Source organism: Pseudobdellovibrionaceae bacterium, assembly GCA_019637875.1.
GTDB lineage: Bacteria > Bdellovibrionota > Bdellovibrionia > Bdellovibrionales > Bdellovibrionaceae > JAHBUW01.
Genome location: JAHBUW010000009.1, coordinates 124,860 through 144,607, shown reverse-complemented (window position 1 = coordinate 144,607; position 19,748 = coordinate 124,860). Strand labels below are relative to the sequence as shown.

At 58.8% G+C, this 19,748-nt stretch carries 18 protein-coding genes and 1 tRNA gene; 7 read left to right on the top strand and 12 right to left on the bottom strand.

The features are described from left to right. Positions 1–109: 109 nt before the first annotated feature. From KF767_12545 to gcvT, 3 genes are all read right to left on the bottom strand, one after another. A tRNA-Leu gene (locus KF767_12545) sits at positions 110–194 on the bottom strand. Positions 195–268: 74 nt separating this feature from the next. Further along, positions 269–664, bottom strand: a complete 396-nt coding sequence (gene gcvH / locus KF767_12540) for a glycine cleavage system protein GcvH (protein MBX3018713.1) — start codon at positions 662–664, stop codon at positions 269–271. Between the two features lie 42 nt (positions 665–706). Next, positions 707–1,804: a glycine cleavage system aminomethyltransferase GcvT gene (gcvT, locus tag KF767_12535; protein MBX3018712.1), complete on the bottom strand. Its 1,098-nt coding sequence runs from the start codon at positions 1,802–1,804 to the stop codon at positions 707–709. A gap of 156 nt (positions 1,805–1,960) precedes the next feature. Between gcvT and KF767_12530 the strand changes: the two genes are divergently transcribed. Further along, positions 1,961–2,380: a DoxX family protein gene (locus KF767_12530; GenBank protein MBX3018711.1), complete on the top strand. Its 420-nt coding sequence runs from the start codon at positions 1,961–1,963 to the stop codon at positions 2,378–2,380. A 41-nt stretch (positions 2,381–2,421) separates the two neighbouring features. On the opposite strand, the gene KF767_12525 is transcribed toward KF767_12530, so the two are convergent. The 8 genes from KF767_12525 to KF767_12490 all read right to left on the bottom strand — a co-directional run bounded on the left by KF767_12525 (position 2,422) and on the right by KF767_12490 (position 12,528). Next, complete coding sequence (locus KF767_12525; protein ID MBX3018710.1) at positions 2,422–3,018, bottom strand: murein L,D-transpeptidase catalytic domain family protein; 597 nt, start codon at positions 3,016–3,018, stop codon at positions 2,422–2,424. Positions 3,019–3,291: 273 nt separating this feature from the next. Then, entirely contained in the window at positions 3,292–3,918 is a 627-nt protein-coding gene (locus KF767_12520; GenBank protein ID MBX3018709.1) for a murein L,D-transpeptidase catalytic domain family protein, read from the bottom strand. A gap of 237 nt (positions 3,919–4,155) precedes the next feature. Further along, positions 4,156–5,190, bottom strand: a complete 1,035-nt coding sequence (locus KF767_12515; protein ID MBX3018708.1) for a hypothetical protein — start codon at positions 5,188–5,190, stop codon at positions 4,156–4,158. Further along, a complete protein-coding gene (locus KF767_12510) occupies positions 5,187–6,173 on the bottom strand; it encodes a glycosyltransferase family 9 protein (protein MBX3018707.1) in 987 nt (328 codons plus the stop codon). Before KF767_12510 ends, KF767_12515 begins: the two co-directional genes overlap by 4 nt. After that, a complete protein-coding gene (gcvP, locus tag KF767_12505; protein ID MBX3018706.1) occupies positions 6,173–9,055 on the bottom strand; it encodes an aminomethyl-transferring glycine dehydrogenase in 2,883 nt (960 codons plus the stop codon). The genes KF767_12510 and gcvP overlap by 1 nt, the downstream gene beginning before the upstream one ends. 123 nt (positions 9,056–9,178) lie before the next feature. Continuing rightward, complete coding sequence (locus KF767_12500; protein ID MBX3018705.1) at positions 9,179–9,559, bottom strand: hypothetical protein; 381 nt, start codon at positions 9,557–9,559, stop codon at positions 9,179–9,181. A 120-nt stretch (positions 9,560–9,679) separates the two neighbouring features. Continuing rightward, positions 9,680–11,047: a hypothetical protein gene (locus tag KF767_12495; GenBank protein ID MBX3018704.1), complete on the bottom strand. Its 1,368-nt coding sequence runs from the start codon at positions 11,045–11,047 to the stop codon at positions 9,680–9,682. Further along, positions 11,047–12,528: a TldD/PmbA family protein gene (locus tag KF767_12490; protein MBX3018703.1), complete on the bottom strand. Its 1,482-nt coding sequence runs from the start codon at positions 12,526–12,528 to the stop codon at positions 11,047–11,049. The genes KF767_12495 and KF767_12490 overlap by 1 nt, the downstream gene beginning before the upstream one ends. A gap of 68 nt (positions 12,529–12,596) precedes the next feature. Between KF767_12490 and genX the strand changes: the two genes are divergently transcribed. Then, positions 12,597–13,841: an EF-P lysine aminoacylase GenX gene (gene genX, locus KF767_12485; protein MBX3018702.1), complete on the top strand. Its 1,245-nt coding sequence runs from the start codon at positions 12,597–12,599 to the stop codon at positions 13,839–13,841. Here the strand turns inward: genX and KF767_12480 are convergent. Next, positions 13,828–14,229, bottom strand: coding sequence for a hypothetical protein (locus tag KF767_12480; protein ID MBX3018701.1), 402 nt, complete (start codon positions 14,227–14,229; stop codon positions 13,828–13,830). The two genes, genX and KF767_12480, sit on opposite strands and share 14 nt — an antisense overlap. A gap of 405 nt (positions 14,230–14,634) precedes the next feature. On the opposite strand from KF767_12480, the gene KF767_12475 reads away from it, so the two are divergent. From KF767_12475 to KF767_12455, 5 genes are read left to right on the top strand one after another with little or no spacing between them, the layout of a single operon-like run. Continuing rightward, the gene (locus KF767_12475; GenBank protein ID MBX3018700.1) at positions 14,635–15,351 is read left to right on the top strand and encodes a MotA/TolQ/ExbB proton channel family protein; all 717 of its coding nucleotides are present in this window, start codon (positions 14,635–14,637) and stop codon (positions 15,349–15,351) included. After that, positions 15,348–15,806 carry a biopolymer transporter ExbD gene (locus tag KF767_12470; GenBank protein ID MBX3018699.1) on the top strand — a complete coding sequence of 153 codons (459 nt, stop codon included), beginning with the start codon at positions 15,348–15,350 and terminating at the stop codon, positions 15,804–15,806. The genes KF767_12475 and KF767_12470 overlap by 4 nt, the downstream gene beginning before the upstream one ends. Before the next feature lie 20 nt (positions 15,807–15,826). Beyond that, positions 15,827–16,327, top strand: coding sequence for a biopolymer transporter ExbD (locus KF767_12465; protein ID MBX3018698.1), 501 nt, complete (start codon positions 15,827–15,829; stop codon positions 16,325–16,327). Positions 16,328–16,385: 58 nt separating this feature from the next. Beyond that, complete coding sequence (locus KF767_12460) at positions 16,386–19,400, top strand: hypothetical protein (protein ID MBX3018697.1); 3,015 nt, start codon at positions 16,386–16,388, stop codon at positions 19,398–19,400. Between the two features lie 13 nt (positions 19,401–19,413). Further along, on the top strand, positions 19,414–19,746 hold the full coding sequence (locus KF767_12455; protein ID MBX3018696.1) for a hypothetical protein: 333 nt from the start codon (positions 19,414–19,416) through the stop codon (positions 19,744–19,746). Positions 19,747–19,748: the final 2 nt, after the last annotated feature.

Sequence of the window (19,748 nt, the reverse complement as noted above, 5' to 3'; positions counted from 1 at the left end):
AAATCGGCGTTGAAGTCTTTCGACTTCACGAACGGAGTTACGCCCAGAACGGGGCGCTGTCAAAACACAGGATCTTATCTTTGAAATTCGAACTCATCTGGTTCTATTGTGGTACCCGAGACAGGACTTGAACCTGCACACCTTACGGCACTAGATCCTAAGTCTAGCGTGTCTACCAATTCCACCACTCGGGCAATGAATTGCATGCGGAGAACCGCCCCAGAAGCCTGAAACTCCCGGGACATTCCTCGGAGGGGTTGCCCTCAAATCACTTGTTGGCTTCGGCGATGAGTTTTTTGTAGTCGCCCGCGCGCATCAGGTTCGCTAGTTCTTTTTCGCTGTCCATTTCGATGCGGATGAGCCAGCCGTCGTTCATCGGGTTGTCGTTCAAGACCGACGGATCGTCGGTCAGGGCCGAGTTGACTTCGATGACGGTGCCCGAGACGGGAGCGTAGAGGTCACTGACGGCTTTCACGCTTTCGATGACGCCGAAGGGTTCGTTCTGCGTTACTTTTTGCCCCTCTTCGGGGAGCTCGACGTAGACCACTTCACCCAGCGAGTCTTGTGCGAATTCGGTGATGCCGACGGTGACGATGTTTTCGTCGACCTGTGCCCACTCGTGATCTTTGGTGTAGTAGTAATCTTCGGGAACGTGAAATGCCATGTGGCTCTCCTTGAATTCAAATCAAATAACTAGGTCCGCGACTCACGCCTTGTAGAACGGAGTCTCGCAAACCTTGGCCGTGGCCGAACGACCCCTGATGTCTACCAGAAGGGGGCTTCCCAGGGGAGCGTAAGGCGCCGCGACATAAGCGATGCCGATGGCCTTGTCGGTGCTCGGGGACAGGGTTCCGCTGGTCACAACGCCAATTTCTTGACCATCGGGGCTCAAGATCTTGTAGCCCTGGCGGGGAATCCCTTTGTCGGTCAGCTCAAAGCCGATGAGCTGGCGTTTCAGACCCTTTTCTTTCACGGCGACCATCGGCGCCTTGCCGATGAAGTCTTTCGCCGCGGGTTTCACGACCCAGCCGAGGCCCGCCTCGAAAGGATTGGTCGTATCGTCGATTTCATGACCGTACAGGCTGTACTTCATTTCGGTGCGCAGAGTATCGCGCGCGCCCAGACCGATGGGTTGCACGCCCAGGTCGGCGCCTTTTTCCAAAAGCTCGAACCAGAGCTTTTCGGTGAGTGCCGCGGGTACGAAGATCTCGCCGCCCTGTTCACCGGTGTAGCCCGTGCGCGCGAAAAGCAGCTGGCCGCCCCACTTTTCGTAGGGTTTCACCTCGAAGGATTTCAGTGCGTCCACGTCCGCGCCCAGAACGCGCTTCAGAAGCTCCATCGCTTTCGGGCCTTGGACCGCGATCTGTCCCCACTGTGCGGACTCGTCGGTGATTTCGGCGCCCTTGTTGTTTTTCGTCATCCACTGGAAGTCTTTGTCTTTGTTCGCGGCGTTCACGCAGACGAGGTAGTCGGCGTTCGGCTCCAGGCAGTAAATGATGATGTCGTCGACCAAACCGCCTTCGAAGTTCGGCAGCAGCGAGTACTGGGCTTGGCCCTTTTGCAGCTTCGCCACGTGATTGGTCGTCAGCCACTCCAAAGTGGGGAGGGCATTGGGGCCTTTGAAGCGGACTTCGCCCATATGCGAAACGTCGAACAGGCCGACGTTCTGGCGGACGTTCGCGTGCTCTTCTTTCAGGCCCTTGTACTGCACGGGCATCCACCAACCGGCGAAATCGACCATGCGTCCGCCGAGTTTCTCGTGGGCTTGGGCCAAAGGAGTGCGTTGAGGTTGAGCAGATGTCATAGGGACCTCCGGAATTCAGGGGATGTCTTGTTCAACATGGGCGCGTGTTGAATGTCAATCTCGCCGGGTTTGCTTGGCGGGACGGGGGCTTGCGGTTATCGTGAGAGGGCCTGGCGGGGCTTCTCGCGGGTCGACATTTTCACTTGGAGGATCTCAATGTTGAAAGTTCTGTTCAGTGCCACGAATGCCGGGGAGTCCCGCAAAGTCTCGCTCGCCTTTCTGCTGCTGCGGGTGTTCGTCGGCGTCGCGATGATGGCTCATGGCTACAAGAAGATCATGAACCCCTTCGGCTGGATGGGGCCGGACGCCGCGGTTCCCGAGATTTTCCAAGCGCTCGCGGCGCTTTCGGAGTTCGGCGGAGGCTTGGCGTTGGTGATCGGTCTGCTGATTCCGCTTTCGATGCTGGGGATGGCGATCACCATGGCGGTCGCGGTTTACGTGCACGTGCAGAAGGGGGACGGTTTCGTCGGGGGCTGGGAGCTCGCGGGAGTGTATCTCGCCGCGGCGGTGTTCTTCTTGCTGGCCGGTCCCGGCCGCTGGTCGGCGGACGCGATCCTGCGCTCCAAAGTCAAATAGGGGGGGCAAGTCGGGGCTATTGCCCCGTCATGTGTTCGGAGCTACTGCCCCGACCAAGCATAAATCAGCGCGCCGTTCTTGATCCGGGTGATCACGCTGGCGCTGACGTTCAGATCCAGCGCCGGGCAACCCCAGCTGCGACCGGCGTGTCCATTTTGCGAAACGTAGCTCGCGCCATGAATCACGATCGCGCGTGAGTAAGCGTTCGAGTTCGTCGACGACAGTCCCTGCAGGCGCAGTGAGTAGCCCCACTTCCCCGAATAAGTTCCCATCGTGCGGAAAAATCCCACCGAAGTCGCGTTCGAGCCGCTCGCGTTCGAGAACTTGTCGGCGTAGCCGTCGTTGTTGCGATCCGAACCCGAACCGTGGGCGGTCACGTAACGTTCGACGCCGCCGGTGCGCAGGTTGACCAGGTAGAAACGTTTTTTCGAGGAGTGCTGGCGGTAGTCGATGACGACCATGTAATCGTCGTTGTTGAAACCCGAGCCGTACTTTTTCAGGTAAGCGACGGCCTGGCTGAGCGCCCGTGCGGGAACGACTTTGCCCGGATCGAGGTGCGAATAGTCTTTCGCGTTGGCCACCGAGAAAGCGAAGCCGAAGACGAAAACGGCGAGCAGGACCTTGCGTAGAAATGCCATGGGAGTTCCTCCGAAGGGCGTTTCGGAGAGGGCCCGCATCGCTCGACAAACGCGTAACCTAAGACTGGAAAACCGGACTTATGAATGGATCAAACTGAGAATCCAAACTCCGGTAAGGGTGCGTCGACGGCGAAGCCGTGACGTGCATTGAACGAAAAAGACCCCGCCGCCTGGTCACGCGACGGGGTCGAACGAAAACCCCAAGAACCCATAGCCTTTTCAAGTCAGGGGGAAGCCCTGCCAAAAAATCAGGAGACTATTGACCATCAAACCTTATTGACCATTCCAAATGTAAAGCAGCGAACCGTTTTTGATTTTGCCGATGACCGCCGCCGAGAAGCGGGGATCCAGCGCGGGGCAGCCTTGGCTGCGACCGACGTTCGAACCTTCCGTCACGTACCAAGCGGGGTGCATGACGATCGCCCGCGCGTGCGCGTTCGAATTCGTCGAAGACAGACCCTGCAGGCGCAGTGCGGTCCCTTTGAATTTCGTCGAATGGTAAGTTTCGAGGGTGCGGTAGAAACCGAGCGAGGACGCATTCGATCCATTCTTATTGCTGAAGATGCGCGCGTAACCGGTACGTTTCGGATCCGAACCCGAACCATGAGTCGTATTCCGTGCTTCGACCGAACCGGAGTTCAAGTCGATCAGGAACAAACGTTTCGACATCGCCGGCTTCGTGAAGTCGATGATCGTCATATAACGTTGGTTCGAAAAGTCGTTGCGGTTCTTCTTCAAGTAGGCGACCGCTTGGCTGAGCGCGCGATTGGGAACGAGTCCCTTCGGGTCCAAGTGGCTGAAGTCGTTATTGTCGTTGGCGTGTGCGGCCGAGACAACCATCGTGGTCACAAGTGCGAGAGCGGCTCCCAGGCGGCCCAGCATCGAGAAAGTCGTTTTCATTCTGTCCTCCAAAAATGTCGTTCAAAATTGTGGTCACCGTCCCAACGACGACGCCGTTCGATCGGGAACATGTCCAAGTTCCGCGCCGAGTGTTTTGGAGGTTGAGAACGAATTTACGAGGGGGTCCGTGAGGTGACCCTAAAAGAAGGAAAGGGTGTGACTGAGATTTGAGCGAAAGCGTGGAAAGGCATGACGAAAAACGTCAGTGGTTTCAATAGGTTGAAGTGACGATCCCCGTCACCCCTTTTGAAAAATTTGGAGGTTCCCCTGGATTCGCAGCTCGTTCGATTTTTGTTCTCCCGGGGGGATGCGCACGAGTTCGCCGCGGGGATGGAGCTCCGGCTCCCCATGACGGTGCATCCACGCCAGGAATTCACGAGCTTCGCCCCGACAGAAAAGCTGACGGGTTTTCCCCTTTTCCACGAGGGCGTCCCCGGTCAGGCGGGCATAGCCCGTGAGTTCCGGCGGTTTGCGCAGAGAGATATAGAGGTAGGACATCGTGAGCGTGCGGTTTTTGATGGGCATGTAGCGCTCCAAAGCTTCGCGCCAGGGCACGTCTTCGGGGCCTTCGATTAAAACTCGGTCATGGCACCAGTCGGTCGCGCTGTTCAAAATGAGTGGGCAGCGCCCCTGGTGGGTGCAGGGCGCCCAAGCGTGCGCGCCGGCCTCGATCAGCCGATCGCGAAATTCGGAGAGGCGGCGGCCGTCATCGCGGGTGGAGGGCTCGATGATCAGAAGATTTGGGGAGCGCTCCAAAAACTCGGCGGCATCGAGCTCGATCAGCTCCGTCAACGCGTAGGACGACATGAACAGGTCCATCTCGCGTTCGGGGCCTTCGATGGAGGTCTCGTAGGCGGGCGCAAGGCGCGCGCGGATTTTCTGCGCGACCGGTGAGATTTCGATTTCGTGGGGACGTCGCCAAGACGGATTTTGCAGTGGATTTTCCAATTGCCCGGCGAAATCCAGCGCGCCCAACCCCGCACCGAAATCGACGCTCGAGCGGATGCCGTTGAAAAAGCCCACGCGCAGGCCTTCGCGGATCACGCGGCGAAGGCGCAAGACGTTCAAGGGAAGAAAGTAGGCGAGCTGCGCCCTTTGGCACCAAGGTTCGAACCACGGGGTCATGCCCTCGGGTTCGTTCGCGTAGAAGTCCGACATCTTCAGGATGTCCGAGGCCAGCGCGCGCTGATCGGCTTCCCGATTCAGATCGACGCCGAAGTCCTCGCGGAGGACGTCCGCGATGCGCGCGTAAAATTCGGCCGAGTTCATCATGCGTCCGTTCCCGACGGGATCGAGGCCAAGACCTCGGCGACGGGAATGGTCGCCATCAGGGCGGGATCTTCGCCGACCGTCGCGGGTTCGAAAACGCGAACATCCGCGCCGCGAGGCCCCCAACGTTTCGAAGCGTGCGCGCGGACGGGCGAATAAATCGCGCGCGTCGGCGTCCCGAGGCTGGCCGCCAAGTGGGCGACGCCGGTCGAGGGCACCACCACCGCGCGGGCGTTTTCGAGCAGGAACAAAAGTTCGCGCAAATTCGCGGCGTCGACGGCGTTGACGACCCGGCTTTCGCCTTTGAAGGCGGCCAGCACGGGTTCCGTCCAGGCGCGGTCCATCTTCGTTCCGGTTACGAGAACTTGCGTCTTCGGCTCACGCACGAGCAGTCCGCGAATCAGCTCAACATAATGATTGGTCGGCCAGTTGAGCGCGCTGCCGGCCATTCCGGGATGAACGACGACGTAAGAGCCGCGGCGAAGCCCGAACTTCTCGAAGATCTGACGCAGCAAAGGCGCTTTCAATTTGAGTGAAGGCGCGACGCCCTCGATCCCCGGACCCGCGAAGGCCGCGAGCTCGAAGTTGTACTGGGCTTCGTGTTTTTCGGATGCGCTTCGCGACTGACGAAGCCCGCGATTCAAGAACAGATAACTCCACCACTGCGAGCGACGACCCACCCGCGCGGGAACGCCCGCGCGGTACGCTTCGTAAGCGGCCCACCATGGACCGTAGAAAAGCACGGTCATATCCGGCTTTTCCTCATGCAGGATCTCGCGCAAACGCGTGCGGCCCGCGGTATCGAGCGAAATTTCGTGGAACTCGCGGCGGGGTTCGCTGTGTTCGGGAAGAAATCCCAAACCCTTCGCGATCACCCAGACGACCCGCGCGCCTTCGGGAAAAGCGGCGTCCGCGGGCAAAGTCGAGACGAGGTCCCCGATCTTATCCAAACGAATGGCAAGAATCTTCGGGGACCGATCGGTCATTACTGGTACTCATCCATGGGGGGGCACGAGCAGACGATGTTGCGATCACCGAACGCGTTGTCGACCCGACCCACGGGCGGCCAGTATTTTGAGCGACGCACCCACGGCAGCGGATAAGCGGCCACTTCGCGCGTGTACGGCATCGTCCACTCGGTTTTCATCAACATTTGCGCCGTATGGGGCGCGTTTTTGAGGGGGTTGTTCTCGGGATCGATTTTTTTGTTCTCGATCAAGAGCGCCTCTTCGTGAATTTGCAGCATGGATTCGATGAAGCGATCCAGTTCGGCCTTTGACTCGGACTCGGTGGGTTCCACCATCAAGGTGCCCGCCACGGGCCACGACATCGTGGGCGCGTGGAAACCGAAATCCATCAAACGCTTCGCGACGTCGTTCACGTCCACGCCGCTGGTTTTTTTCAGCGGACGCAGATCCAGGATGCATTCATGCGCGACCATACCTTCGCGGCCCTTGTACAGGATCGGGTAGGATTTCTCGAGGCGCTTGGCGATGTAGTTCGCGGACAGGATCGCGGTCAAAGTCGCTTTCTTCAGACCGGGCGCGCCCATCATGGTGATGTAGCTCCAAGAGATCGGCAGGATCGAAGCCGAACCCCAAGGCGCCGAGGTCGTCGCGGTGATGCCGGTGGCGGGACCGTGCGGCCGGCTGAGGCTTTCGGGCATCATCGTCTGCCGGGGCAGGAAGGGCGCCAGATGCGCGCCCACGCCGATGGGTCCCACGCCGGGTCCGCCACCACCGTGGGGGATCGCGAAGGTCTTGTGCAAATTCATGTGGGCTACGTCGGGACCGAAGTCGCCGGGACGGCACAGTCCCACCAGCGCGTTCAAGTTCGCGCCGTCCATGTACACCTGACCGCCGTTCGCGTGCACGATTTTGCAGATGTCGATGATCGACTCTTCGAACACGCCGTGGGTCGAAGGGTAGGTGATCATCAGGCACGAGAGTCTCTCTTTGTGCTGCTCGGCTTTGGCTTTCAGATCGTCGACGCGGACGTTCCCCTGATCGTCGCAGGCGACGACCACGACGTCCATACCGGCCATCACCGCTGAGGCGGGATTGGTTCCGTGTGCCGAGGACGGGATCAAGCAGATGTTCCGGTGCTCTTCACCGCGCGAGATATGGTACGCGCGGATCACGAGCAGACCCGCGTACTCGCCCTGCGCGCCCGAGTTGGGTTGCAAGGACACCGCGCTGAAGCCGGTGATGTCGACGAGTTTGCGTTCCAGATCGTGGATCATTTCGAGGTAACCCTGCATCTGCGCCACGGGCGCGAAGGGGTGGATCTTCGAGACTTCGGGCCACGACACGGGCATCAGCTCCGTCACCGCGTTCAGCTTCATGGTGCAAGAACCCAGCGGAATCATCGAGTGCACCAGCGAAAGATCCTTCGCCTGCAGTTCGTAGATGTAGCGAGTGAGTTCCGCTTCCGAGTGGTAGGTGTTGAACGACGGATGCGTCAGATACTTCGACTGACGTTGGAAGCCCGCGCCGATGGCCAGGCCCTTCACCGAATTCGAAAGCTCGGCCGCGGTGAAGCCCGCGGTTTGACCTCCGTTGAAAGCCTTGAAGATGTCGTCCAGGTCGCCCAGGGTCGTCGCTTCGTTCAGCGAAACGCCGACACCTTCCGAGCCCATCCGGCGGAAGTTGATTTTCAGTGCCGCCGCCGCTTGGAAGATCTGATCGGCCTTCGCCGTTTCGATTTTCAAAGTGTCGAAGTAATCGCCCTTCGGCGCGGTGAAGCCCAGCTTCGTCAGTCCCGCCGCCAGAACTTGCGTCAGTCCGTGGATGCGGGTCGCGATGCGCTTCACGCCTTCGGGACCGTGGTAAACGGCGTAGAAGCTCGCCATATTCGCCAGCAGGACCTGCGCGGTGCAGATGTTCGACGTCGCCTTTTCGCGACGGATGTGTTGTTCGCGGGTCTGCAAAGTCAGGCGCAGCGCGCGTTTACCTTGAGCGTCCACCGAGACGCCGACCAGACGGCCGGGCAAAAGACGTTTGTAAGCGTCCTTCGTTCCCATGAAGGCCGCGTGGGGACCGCCGTTTCCGAGCGGTACGCCGAAACGCTGCGAGTTGCCGATGACGATGTCTGCGCCCCATTCACCCGGAGGGGTCAGCAGCGCAAGCGACATCAGATCCACATCCGCGACCAGCAGTCCGCCACCCGCGTGGACCGAGTCTGCCAGTTTTTTGTAATCGCGGATCACGCCGTCGGTCGTCGGATAAGACACGAAGGTCGCGAACAGGGGTTGCGTGCCTTTGAAATCTTCGGGTTCAACGACGTGCATTTTCAAACCGAGGGGTTCGGCGCGAGTTTTCAAGACTTCGATGACGTGGGGATGAAGTCCGGGCGACACGATGAAGTCGACCGCTTTGTTTTTGCAAAGAGCGTGGGTCATCGCCATGGCTTCGGCGGCAGCGCTGCCCTCATCCAAGAGCGACGCGTTCGCGATCTCCATGCCGGTCATGTCCATGATCAGGGTTTGGAAGTTCAAAAGCGCTTCCAGACGGCCTTGCGAAATTTCGGGTTGGTAGGGCGTATAGGCCGTGTACCAAGCGGGGGACTCCAAAACGTTACGCAAAATCGGCGAAGGGGTGAGCGTGTCGTGGAAGCCCATGCCGATGTAGGTGCGGTACACCTGGTTCTTCGACATCATGCCCTTCAAGAGTTTCAGCGTTTCCGCTTCCGAAAGGCCCGCGCCCAGCACGGGGTATTTGTGTTCGGTGCGGATCGCTTTGGGGATGACCTTCGTGCTCATCTCGTCGAGCGTTCCGAAACCCAGCTGCTTCAGCATTTCTTGAGCTTCGAAATCCGAGGGACCGATATGACGAGACGTGAATTCCGTTTCAGTGGAAAAAATGTCCATGGACTCTCCTGAGAGGACGGCGGTGTATTTGGCCCGGGACCTTAGCACAAAAAAAAAGCCCCCTCAATTGGGGGGCTTCATGGCGTCCTGAGCCAGAGATTCTGGATAAGGAAGTCGGTTGGACTAGGCTTTCTTCACCGAGCGAGTGGCCTTCTTCTTCGAAGTGGCGGCCTTCTTGGTGGTTTTTTTGGCCTTTTTCTTCGCCGGTTTGCGGCCCACGGCGGCTTCGAGACGCGACTCCGCGTCTTTGGCGGCCTTTTTCAGTTGGGTCAGGGTCTTTTCGACCTCTTTGTTGAAGGTCGCTTGGCGTTTGTCCCAGTTGGATTTCAGGCCGTTCAAACGCACCTGAATTTCTTTCAGGCGTTTTTGCGCGGTCGGCTGCACGCTGTTCGCGAGGCGCTCGACTTCGTTTTTCATTTTGCCGACCTCTTCGGTCAGCGCGGCGAGACCCTTGGGTCCACGCAGGTCTTTGATCAGTTTGTTGAGATTCAAGTGGTAAGCCATGGATAACCTCCGGCAGATGGGCCCCGAATACCAGACTCACGCTCGCGTGACTAGTTCAAAAGCCAATTGACGGGACTGGTTGGAGCTTCGACTCGAGCCGCACGCCGTGCGGCTTTCACGCTACAGAGTGAAGTTGAAGTTCTGCGCCAAAACCCCGGGCAAACGACTGCCGGCCCACACACGCAAGTGGTAGGTCCCCACGTCTAGAAAATCTTTGCGCTCTTTCGTCAGCGCCACCAGATCTTCACCGAAGAGGTCAAAAAGACTGACGTCGAAGCGCATGTCCTGGATCGGCTCGACGATGCGGCCGTTCTCGACCCAAAAACAGGCGTAGCGAGTCATGCCCGTGATCCGGGCGGTCTTAAGATCACTAAAGTTTGTGTAGTGAGTTTCGTTGATCCAGACGCCGGTGCCGAGCTCGGCCAGTGCTTGGTCGCTGGGCAGTTCGCCCGCGGCGATCTGGTAACTGCGCGGCGCTTCGGTTTCCCAACCCGAGTCTTCGCCGCCGTTTGAGGCGACGCCATATTCGCGCGCGGTCTTTCCCGACACGAGCGAGTTCCGGTAATGACCTTCGCTGATGAGCGGGATCTGCGCGGGCGCGATTTCACCCAAGCGGTTGAAGCGCGGCGCGAAGCCGAGTTCGAAGTCTTCGGTCACGCTGAAGCGGGGCGAGAACCGGCGCATCCCATCCACGAAGTCTTTGAGCAGCGAGCGGCCGTGTTTGTAGGCCAGGAAGCTGAAGCTCTCGCTTTTCATGGTTTCCATCATCGAGGACATCGCGCTCGGCGCGAGGTAGACGCGGTACTTTCCGGACGCGAGCTTGCGGCTCGGGCGACGCAGTAGCGCGAGGTCTTCCTTTTGCCGAAGGATCTGCTGACCCCAACGGGTGGCCCAGCCGTCCTCGTCCCACTGGGCTTCGCTGAAGAAGCCCTTCACGGCTTTGTTTTCGCCCGCGTCGCTGACGGTGAAGATCGAGTAGTCGAAAAAGAAGGCGTCGCGCGCCTCGAATAGAAAAAGTCCCTTCGAATGCGCGACCCCGCGAACCATGGGCCCCGAACACCAAAAGCCGATCAGGTCCAGATCTTGGGACGCCTGTTCAATTTGTCGCGCGATTTTTGCGGGATCGCGCGCGGGCAGTTCACCGACGCGCACCGAGGTTTCCGCCGGCGAAAGCGGGGCGAGCTGATGGGATTTCTCAAGGCCTGCGGCTTGCATTTTCAAGCGCGCGAGCTGCGCCAGACCCCGTTTCGCATCTTGCTCCAGATCGAGAGTCAGCTGCTCGGAAAGTTCGAGCTGGCGTCCGTCCCATTGATAAGTCCAGTTCACTTCGAATTGGCGGACCTGCGTGCTTTGGCGCACCTTCGCGCGGTTCCAGCGCAAAAACAGGCTGTCCTCGCCCTTCAGTTGCAAGATCAGATTTTCGTCGACGCCGAGACCCGCGAACAAGCGATCGGCATAGTCGCGGAAGTGCTTTTGAATTTCGCGCATCACGTTCCCCTTCCGAAACACGACATCTTTTCGAACAAACATGACGGCGAGGCGTGACCCACGCGGATGATCTGGCTGGGTTCGCCTTTGCCGCAGAAGGGACTGCCGTAAACCTCGAAGTTTTCGCGGTTGCCGACGGCCTTCAGCGAGCGCCAGAAATTTAAAGTGCGACCGCGGTAGTTCGGATTTTTCACCAAGCCCACGATTTTTCCGCCCTTGATGCGCCAGCCGATTTCGCAGCCGAACTGAAATTTGTCGCGGTAGTCGTCGATGGACCACGAGCGGTTCGCTGACATCATCAAGCCGTCGTCGATCATGCCGATCATGTCTTGCAGCGACGTCGCGCCGGGTTCGACATTCAGGTTCGCCATGCGGTCGATGGGCGCGCGATTCCACGAGGCAGAGCGGAAGTTCGCGACGCCGGGAACGCCCGCACGCTCCTGGCTTTCCAAACTTCCCAGTCCGCGCTTCAAGACGCCCTTTTCGATCAAGAGTTCGCGCGTGGCGGGGGCACCGCAGTCGTCGAAGCCGTAGCTCGCGTACTCATGACGTAGGGTCGGATCGAAGCTGACGTTCAACAGCGGCGAGCCGTACTGCAGATGACCGAAGTCCGCGAGCTTCACGAAACTCCAGCCCGCGTAGTTGCGTTCGTCGCCCAGAATGCGGTCGAGCTCCAGCGGATGTCCGATGGACTCGTGAATTTGCAAAAGCATTTGATCCGGAGCCAGGATCAGGTCGAAGTCGCCTTCGGGGCAGTTCTCGGCGGACAGAAGTTCCACGGCCTCTTGGGCCGCGCGTTCGCAGCCGGTGGTGAGCGACGCCACGTTCAGCGTGTCCGCGCCGCCCTGATGGCAATGCGAGTGCGCACCGTTCAGTGACCGGGTTTGAAATTCCCCGGCGCGTTCAGCGGTGGCGGACGCATCGACGACCCACAAAGCAAACTGCTGGCGACGGTCGTCACCGGCGTTCGAGAGGGTCCACGATTCGGATTCGACGAGCTCGATCTGCGCGTGGCGCTGGCTGATTTCGGCCCCGCCCTTCAACGCTTGGTTCGCGCCCGCGAGGACATCGTCGATCTGCTGGATGGTCATCGATTTCAGCGAGGCGAGTCCGGGGGATTCGTAATGCCCTTTCGTTGCCGGTCGCACATCCTTCGAAAATCGCACCAGCGCGTGGGGCGCCAGTCGTTCGGCCGTCGCCCGGGCCTCGGCGATCGCGCGGCGCACGCCGTTCAGCGAGACGTCCGCCGTGCCCGCATAGCTGAGCACGCCGTCTTTAAAGACCTCGGCCATCACGCCCTGTTGGCGGTTGAGCTTTGGGGCCTCCAAGCGGTCGTTGCGCATGGCCCGCGTCTGCTGCAATTCACGGTGAAACCGCAGCTGCACATGATCGCGGCTGGCGGCGAGTTCACTGCGAATGGCGGAAAGTTCGGGAAGATCGGCTTCGAAGTCGGTGGCGACAGAGAAGGGAATTTGCGACATGGAGGATCTTTGGGTCTGGGCGTGAGGATTGTCAAGCCAAGGGCCCCCATGTTAGCAGACACCAGCACATGAATCGCGAGCAATTTCTGAAGGACATTTGGCAAGCTTATCCCGCGGCCCCGAGGGGCGGCGCTTGGCGTTTCGGTCGCTTCGAACGGCAGGGCCGCGAGTTCGTGCTGAAGCGGTACGACGGGGAAGAAAAATTCCCCCTTCCCGACGAGGTCGAGATTCAAGCGCTCCGCGCGCCGGTGGTCGTGGCCGCGTTCTGGGGTGCGCTTCGTTCGGGGGATTGGGTGGCGTATCGGCCACCCGCCGAGGAAAAGGCCGCCGTCTCTCTTCTTGCGCCACGACTGTGCGAGCCGACCTTCGCGAACGCGTTGACCGCGACGACGCGCGCGTTCAGTGATTACCGCGCCGATCTGCGCGCCTTTTTTCGCGGACGTGGATTCGAAGAGATCGCGACCCCCACGCTGGTCGATTGCCCGGGGACCGAAGTTTTCCTCGATGTCTTTAAAACGGAGTTCGCGCCGGGGACCGCGCGCCGTCGGGACTTCTATTTGCCGACGAGTCCGGAATTACATTTGAAAAAGGCCCTCGCTTTGGGGGGCGAACGTATCTTTGAATTGCGCCCCTGTTTCCGGAACGGCGAAATCACCGAAAAGCACCGGCCCGAGTTTTGGATGCTCGAGTGGTATCGCGCGTTCGCGAACCTTGATGACCTCAAGAGCGACTGCCGAGATCTGGTGCGCCATGTGACCGGTTTGAACGATCTGCAGTTCACCGAGATTTCGATTCGTGAGCTCTTCTCGCAACTCGAAATCGATTTGACGCCGCAAACTTCGGCTGACGAATTGAAAACCTGGTGTCGTCGGCTGGGCCTTCAGGCCGACCACTATGAGTTGTGGGACGATCTTTTCTATCTGATCTTCGTGGATCGCATCGAGCCCTTTTTGCCCAGCGCGCAGCCGCTCTTCGTCGTGGACTACCCGCCGTCGCAGGCGGCGCTGGCGCGTGTGAACGAGCGCGGCTGGGCCGATCGCTTCGAGCTGTATTGGCGCGGTTACGAGATCGCGAATGCCTATTTTGAGTTGAATGATCCGGTCGAGCAGCGTCGCCGCAGCGAAGAGGACTTGCGCAAACGAGTCGCGCTCGGGCGTCAGGAGCTGAAATTGGACGAAGGATTTCTAGAAGCCTTGGAGTCGGGAATGCCGCCGTCGGCGGGCATCGCGCTGGGCGCCGAGCGGCTTTTCATGGCCGCCCGGGGCGTGAAGGACATCGGCGACTTGTCGCCGTACCAGATTATTCGCGATTGAAGCCGGAAACTTGTACGCTATTGTTCTGACCCATGAACTGAACTTCGAAGGGCGGGAAGGCGTTGACCAAAGTGAGGGTCACGTCTTTCGTGTTCGCACGCACGCAACGAACCACTTTTGATTTGGCGCTGGTCATGCCGATCATGCCGACGACGATGCCGTCTTCGGTGCGGCGGTAATCGTATTCGCCGAACTGATCCAAACAGCCCATGGTGAAGCGGATCTTCAGTGAAGTGCCATCGGTGATGCAGCGGGCACCCGGAGGGCAGAGGGGGCTGACCGACACGACTTCGCCAGCGATGAAGCCGACCTTTTCCACGTCCGCCGGAATTTGTGCGAAGACGAGGGACGACGACAAAGTCACAAGAGTCAGAATCAACGCTTTCATGAATTCTCCTTGGCCGATTTGGCGCACGAACTGTCGCGGATCTCCTGCGGAAAGCGCGGTGGGTCAAGCGAAGCTCCTGTCAGGAGCTCGCGTGAAGGAAGCACGCACGTCATTTTCACGGGAAATAACAGAAAACTGTCTTCACCTTAAATAATGCAAAGTTACGGAATGAGGTTTCTTTTGCGGGAATTTTGCCCGAATACGCCCGAAAATTAAGCAGCATTCGAGTTAACTCCCTGAAAATGATTGAAGGAATTTCTAAAATCTATTGGACATGAGGCACGTCGCCGAGTTGGATTTTCGCGTAGCACCAGTTTTCAAGCAGTTGTCAACGGGTGCTCTACATTTTGTCCACGTCTTAGCAGTGATTTAAAAATTAGAATAAAGGCTCAAGGAGGGGGTTCCATGGAGTTTTTCGCAAAAATTGCGCATGCCTTCAATGAAGGTGGTTTCTGGATGTACGCGATCATGCTGGTGCAGATCGTTTCGCTGGCAATCATGGCCGAGCGTGTGTACGCGCTGTTCTTTAAACGCAAAGCCAATCAGCTGGATTTCATCCGTCAGGTTGAAGATCCGATCCGCCGTGGTGAAATCGAAGTCGTATTGAATAAAGCACGCGCCGAGAGCGAAAAGTACCCGATCGCGCAGGTGGCGGTTGCGGGTGCGCAAGCGGCGGCGAACTTCGGTGGCAAAGATGAGATCCAAGGCAAAATGGATGAGGTCCTTCTTCACCACAACGCGAGTATGGAACGTCGTATCGGCTTCCTCGCGATGCTGGGTAACGTTGCCACTCTCGTCGGTCTGCTCGGAACCATCACCGGTATGATCAAGTCCTTCGCGGCGGTCTCGTTCGCGAACCCTGCTGAAAAAGCGGCGCTGCTCGCAGCCGGTATCGCGGAAGCGATGAACGCCACAGCTTACGGTCTGATCACCGCGATTCCCGCACTGATCGCTTACGCGATCTTGTCGAACCGCGCGACGGTCCTTGCTGAAGATCTGAACCAAAACGCGCTGAAAGTTTTCAACTGGCTGAGCTTCGCGTTCGATCCCGTTTCGCTCCGTAACTCGGTGAAAATGAACGCCAACGGTAAGAACAACGAAGGTCGCGAGATCAATTTATGAGTGGCGGACGGCGGAAAAGGCACCTCGATTTCGAGTTGAACCTGATCCCCTTCATCGACTTGTTGTCGACTTGTATCTGCTTCCTTCTGATGACGGCCGTGTGGACTCAGGTCGGCACGGTCGACGCAAAGCAAGCGGTCGGTGGACAGCCGGTCGCCGAGGCTGAAAAGAAACCCACAATCTGGGTCAGCCTGGCGGACAAAGGGGTCTTGAATCTTGAGATTCGCGACTCGGGCGCCTCTAAAAAATACGGCAAAGTGAAACTCGACGGAGTCGAAGGTCGTCCCGATTGGACGAAGTTCGAAGCCATGATGAAAGATGCGCGGACCACAGACCCGCAACTGACGACCGCACTGATCCAGCCTGTGTCTGGAACCGTGTACGAAGAAATCATCGACCTGATGGACAAGTTCCGTGGCGTCGGCGTCGTTAGCTTGGGTGTTTCTCCGCTCTAATTTTATTTGGGGGAATTTAAATGTTAGCTCAGAGCACATTGAAGGGAAAAGCGATCACTTCCGTGATCGGTTCCCAGTCGCTTCTGAACCCGGAAGGTCATCGCGCCAAGAAAGCCCCTTTGGGGGACTTGCTGCTGACCGCACTGATCGACGCATTTTCGATTCTCGTGATCTTCCTTTTGATGAGTTTTTCGTCGACCGGCGAAATCCTTTTCATCCCGAAGGGCACCGAGCTGCCGAAAGCGGCGAACACCACGCTCATCGAGCGTTTCCCCGTCGTGAAAGTCGACGATGGAAAACTCTATCTCGAAGACAAGCTGATCGAAGGTCGCGATTTGACCGCCGGTCTGTTGGAGCTTCGTAAGAGCTGGCAAGAAATGCATCCGGGCGAAGAATACGCCGGCACGTTGACCGTTCAGGCCGACCGCCGCGTGAAATATGAAGTCTTGAATCAGGTCGTCGTCGCGGCCAGCCAGGCCGGATTCGCCGACATGAAGTTTGCTGCGGCAATGAAGCAGTAATCACGATTTGAAACCCGGGCGGAGTTCCGGGTTTCAGTTTTGTTCTCGAGGGGGAAAAATGGATTTTACATTTCGGCCGAAACTGGGCCAGCTCCGCAATGGAATGCTTCTGACGGCGGCTCTCTTGGGCTCGGCCCAGGTGTACGCGCAATCAGAGAACGCCCTTATCGACAAGTTCACGATGGTCTACCTGCGGCTCGCGCCGACGGATCAGGCGAAGAACGGCGTGACTTTGCGCCTTGCGGATCTGCATGCCGAGCGCGCCCGCAAGTTGTCGGTTGAAGATCTCGCCGCGGGTGAAAAAGACCGCGCCCTCGCTTTGAAATACTACCGCGAAGCGGTCAAAGGCACTCCTGAGGAAACCCAGGCGCGCATCTGGATCCAGATGGGTCACTTGCACGAGATGAGCAGTGATTCTTCGGGCGCGTTGAAAGCTTACGAACAGGTCTTGGCGCTGCCTTCGACGCCCGAGCAGAAAGCCGACGCCCATCTGTCGATGGCGGAAGTTTTCTTTAAACAACGCAACTTTCCCGCCGCCGCGAAAAACTACGGCGAGGTGATCAATAACGAAAAATCCCCGAGCCGTGGCTTTGCCGCGTACCGGATGGCCTGGGTGGATTTCAACACCGGCCGCATCGAGCCGGGGATCCAGGCTTTGGTGAAGATCCTGCGCACTCCCGAACTGTCGCGTCGCTCGGCGACCGCCGGTGCGGGCGCGGATCAGCAATTCCAAGAGGAAGTCTCGCGGGATCTCGCCACTTTCATGGCGAAACGCCGCGTGCAAAAAGACGATCTGAATACATTGTTCGAAGTCAGTCCCGCGTCCACCAAGGTCGCGAACCTGATGTACCTGGCGGGCGAAGCCGAGCGCTTGGGGCAGACGAACGAAGCGCTGCAACTGTGGCAATTCGTTCATTCGAAGCAAAGCGAACCCCGTGAGCGTTTGGAAAGCTTGATCCACATCGCGGGTCTGCAAATCGCGGGTGGCGGTGGCGATCAGGCGCTGACCTCCTACGAAAACGCGCTGCAACTGTGGCAAACCCTCGGTGGCTGCGTGGACGAAGGCTGTAAAGAGCTGCGCACGCGCGTGAAGAATACGCTCGTCGACTGGAACCGCGTCGAAAAGAAAAATCCCTCGGAGCAGCTCGTGAAGGCGTACCAAGCCTTCACGCAGACCTTCCCCGAAGACACGGCGATGCGCATGTACCTGGCGCAGGTCGCGCGTGAACGCAAAGACTACAACCTGGCGCTGAATACCTACATGGCCGTGGGCCGTTCGGGCGTCGAGGAAAGTGAACCCGCTTTGATCGCGGCCATCGAGACCGCCGAGCTGGCGGTTGCGGCGGACCCCAAACCGGCGGCAACGGCCGAAAAAGCGGCGCCCACTGAGACTCAGCCGTCCGCAAACGCGCTGCGCTTGAAGACCGCGTACGAGACCTATATTCAGCACTCGAAGAAGAAAGAGCGCCTGACCGAAGTCCGTTACCAACTGGCGAAGTGGAACTACGACAACGGCGATCTCGAGACCGGCGCCACGCAGCTGCGTGAGTTCGCCCTCGATCACAACGTGAAAGACCAAAAGCTGCGCGACCAAGCGGCGAACTTGTCGCTGGATGCCCTCGCGATCCTGAAAGACGACGTCCGCATTCGCGGCTGGGCGGAAGAGTTCGCGTCGGCGATGCCTTCCCACGCTGGCGAAAAACGCCAGGTCGCCCGCAAAGCACTGTTGAATCAATCGGCGAAGCTGTCCGAGCAAAAAGACCTGGCCGCCGCTTGGGCCTTGTTGGAAAAAGAGAACTTCGCCAACGCTCCTGCGGAAGATCGCGTTCTGCTCTTGAAGAACAAGCTGGTGCTGGCGGAGAAGCTCGGGCACTACCCCCAAGCGCGTCTGATCTCGGATGAACTTCTGGCGCAACCGAACTTGAACGCCGAAGACCAACAGTACGCGCTGTCGCGTAAGGCTTGGTTGTCGGAACTGGTGCTGGATTTCGACGGTGCTTTGACCGCGACCCAGAAGATGAAAGCGAACGATCTGCCCCCGGACCAGCGACTGTTGAAGCTGGCGATGTACGCGGATCTGGCGTCGAAAGACGCGCGTTCGTTCTATACTCAATATTTGAAAGTCTCGAAGGATTCCGCGAGCCGCGTGGCGATCGCTTCGCAGCTGGTGAAGTCGTCGGGCACTCCTTTGAAAGAGATCGAAGTTCAGCGCGCGGTCTTGGCGGAAAACCCCGAGGTTCTGGGACAGCTCTACCTGGAGCTCTTCGGACAAACGCGTGACGCCGGCATCTTGAAGAAGGCGCTCGCGACCCCGGCGGTGGTGAAGTCGAAATCGGGTGCGCTTTTGCAGCGCCAAGATTTCTTGGCTCGCTACGAGGTTCTGAAAAAGAATATCGCCGCGCAAAGCATCGATGCTTCGAATATGAAAAAGATGGCGGCGGGCCTGAAAGCTCGCGTCGCTACGCTCAACGAAGGCGACAAGCTGGCGAACCAAGTCATCGCGGCCGGCGATTGGACTTCGCAAGTCGCGGTCTTCACGTTGCTCGCGAACGAGAACGAGCGCTTCTACCAAGAGATCATGGGACTGCCGCTTCCCCAGGGCCTGTCGCCCGAGGAAGAAAACGAGTACATGCAGGCGCTTTCGCAGCAGTCGGCACCTCACCAAACCAAGGCGAACGATCTGAAGGCGAAGCTCGCGGAATTCTGGGGCCAAGCGGACGCGATTCCGCAGCTCGAGAAGTCGTTGGATCTGGCGGCGGCGGAAGTTCGCCCCTTGATCAAATCCGAAATCGAGCTGCTGTCGGGCCTCGCGCCCGAAGACAAAAAAGCGCAACTCGCGGCCGTTGCGAACAAGCCCACCGCGATCGTCGCCGAGAAACCCTCGGTGCAAGTCTTGGAAGGCGCGAAAGCGGCCGTCCGCGCGGATCCGATGAACCGTCAATCGTTGAACAACCTGCTGGAGCTGGAACAAAAGTGGGGACGTCCCGCGATGGTCAGCTACCTGAAGGGCCGTATCGAGTCGCTCAGCAGCGGTTTGGGTGATGGCAAGTCCGAAACTTCGAGCAAGAACTAAGGAGTCGCGAATCATGGCAAAGTCAAAACGTCAAAAGCGCAGCCCTCTGGGACCCGTACTGGGCTTCCTGATTTCTTTCGTCAGCGTGCTCACGTTCCTGTGGATGAACCAGGCGTCGGCCGCACCCGCGCCGGCCGCTCCCGCGGCGAAAGGCGAAGGACAAGCCGCGCCCAAGGGCGCGAAGAAAACAACCGAAGTCAGCTTCGAAGATGTTCTCGTCCAAGGTAAATACCACTTCTCGGATGAAGCGGTGACCACGGTGGAAGAGGACAAAGTTCTGGATTCTTTGTTGGGCGTTCGCAAGGACTTCCAAGATCGCATCAAGCAATCCGTTTCGCGCCAGTAATT

Excerpts from the sequence above, each read along its gene's own strand:
- gcvH (MBX3018713.1), bottom strand. The coding sequence starts at position 664 with ATGGCATTTCACGTTCCCGAAGATTACTACTACACCAAAGATCACGAG.
- gcvT (MBX3018712.1), bottom strand. The coding sequence starts at position 1,804 with ATGACATCTGCTCAACCTCAACGCACTCCTTTGGCCCAAGCCCACGAG.
- KF767_12530 (MBX3018711.1), top strand. The coding sequence starts at position 1,961 with ATGTTGAAAGTTCTGTTCAGTGCCACGAATGCCGGGGAGTCCCGCAAA.
- KF767_12525 (MBX3018710.1), bottom strand. The coding sequence starts at position 3,018 with ATGGCATTTCTACGCAAGGTCCTGCTCGCCGTTTTCGTCTTCGGCTTC.
- KF767_12520 (MBX3018709.1), bottom strand. The coding sequence starts at position 3,918 with ATGAAAACGACTTTCTCGATGCTGGGCCGCCTGGGAGCCGCTCTCGCA.
- KF767_12515 (MBX3018708.1), bottom strand. The coding sequence starts at position 5,190 with ATGATGAACTCGGCCGAATTTTACGCGCGCATCGCGGACGTCCTCCGC.
- KF767_12510 (MBX3018707.1), bottom strand. The coding sequence starts at position 6,173 with ATGACCGATCGGTCCCCGAAGATTCTTGCCATTCGTTTGGATAAGATC.
- gcvP (MBX3018706.1), bottom strand. The coding sequence starts at position 9,055 with ATGGACATTTTTTCCACTGAAACGGAATTCACGTCTCGTCATATCGGT.
- KF767_12500 (MBX3018705.1), bottom strand. The coding sequence starts at position 9,559 with ATGGCTTACCACTTGAATCTCAACAAACTGATCAAAGACCTGCGTGGA.
- KF767_12495 (MBX3018704.1), bottom strand. The coding sequence starts at position 11,047 with ATGCGCGAAATTCAAAAGCACTTCCGCGACTATGCCGATCGCTTGTTC.
- KF767_12490 (MBX3018703.1), bottom strand. The coding sequence starts at position 12,528 with ATGTCGCAAATTCCCTTCTCTGTCGCCACCGACTTCGAAGCCGATCTT.
- genX (MBX3018702.1), top strand. The coding sequence starts at position 12,597 with ATGAATCGCGAGCAATTTCTGAAGGACATTTGGCAAGCTTATCCCGCG.
- KF767_12480 (MBX3018701.1), bottom strand. The coding sequence starts at position 14,229 with ATGAAAGCGTTGATTCTGACTCTTGTGACTTTGTCGTCGTCCCTCGTC.
- KF767_12475 (MBX3018700.1), top strand. The coding sequence starts at position 14,635 with ATGGAGTTTTTCGCAAAAATTGCGCATGCCTTCAATGAAGGTGGTTTC.
- KF767_12470 (MBX3018699.1), top strand. The coding sequence starts at position 15,348 with ATGAGTGGCGGACGGCGGAAAAGGCACCTCGATTTCGAGTTGAACCTG.
- KF767_12465 (MBX3018698.1), top strand. The coding sequence starts at position 15,827 with ATGTTAGCTCAGAGCACATTGAAGGGAAAAGCGATCACTTCCGTGATC.
- KF767_12460 (MBX3018697.1), top strand. The coding sequence starts at position 16,386 with ATGGATTTTACATTTCGGCCGAAACTGGGCCAGCTCCGCAATGGAATG.
- KF767_12455 (MBX3018696.1), top strand. The coding sequence starts at position 19,414 with ATGGCAAAGTCAAAACGTCAAAAGCGCAGCCCTCTGGGACCCGTACTG.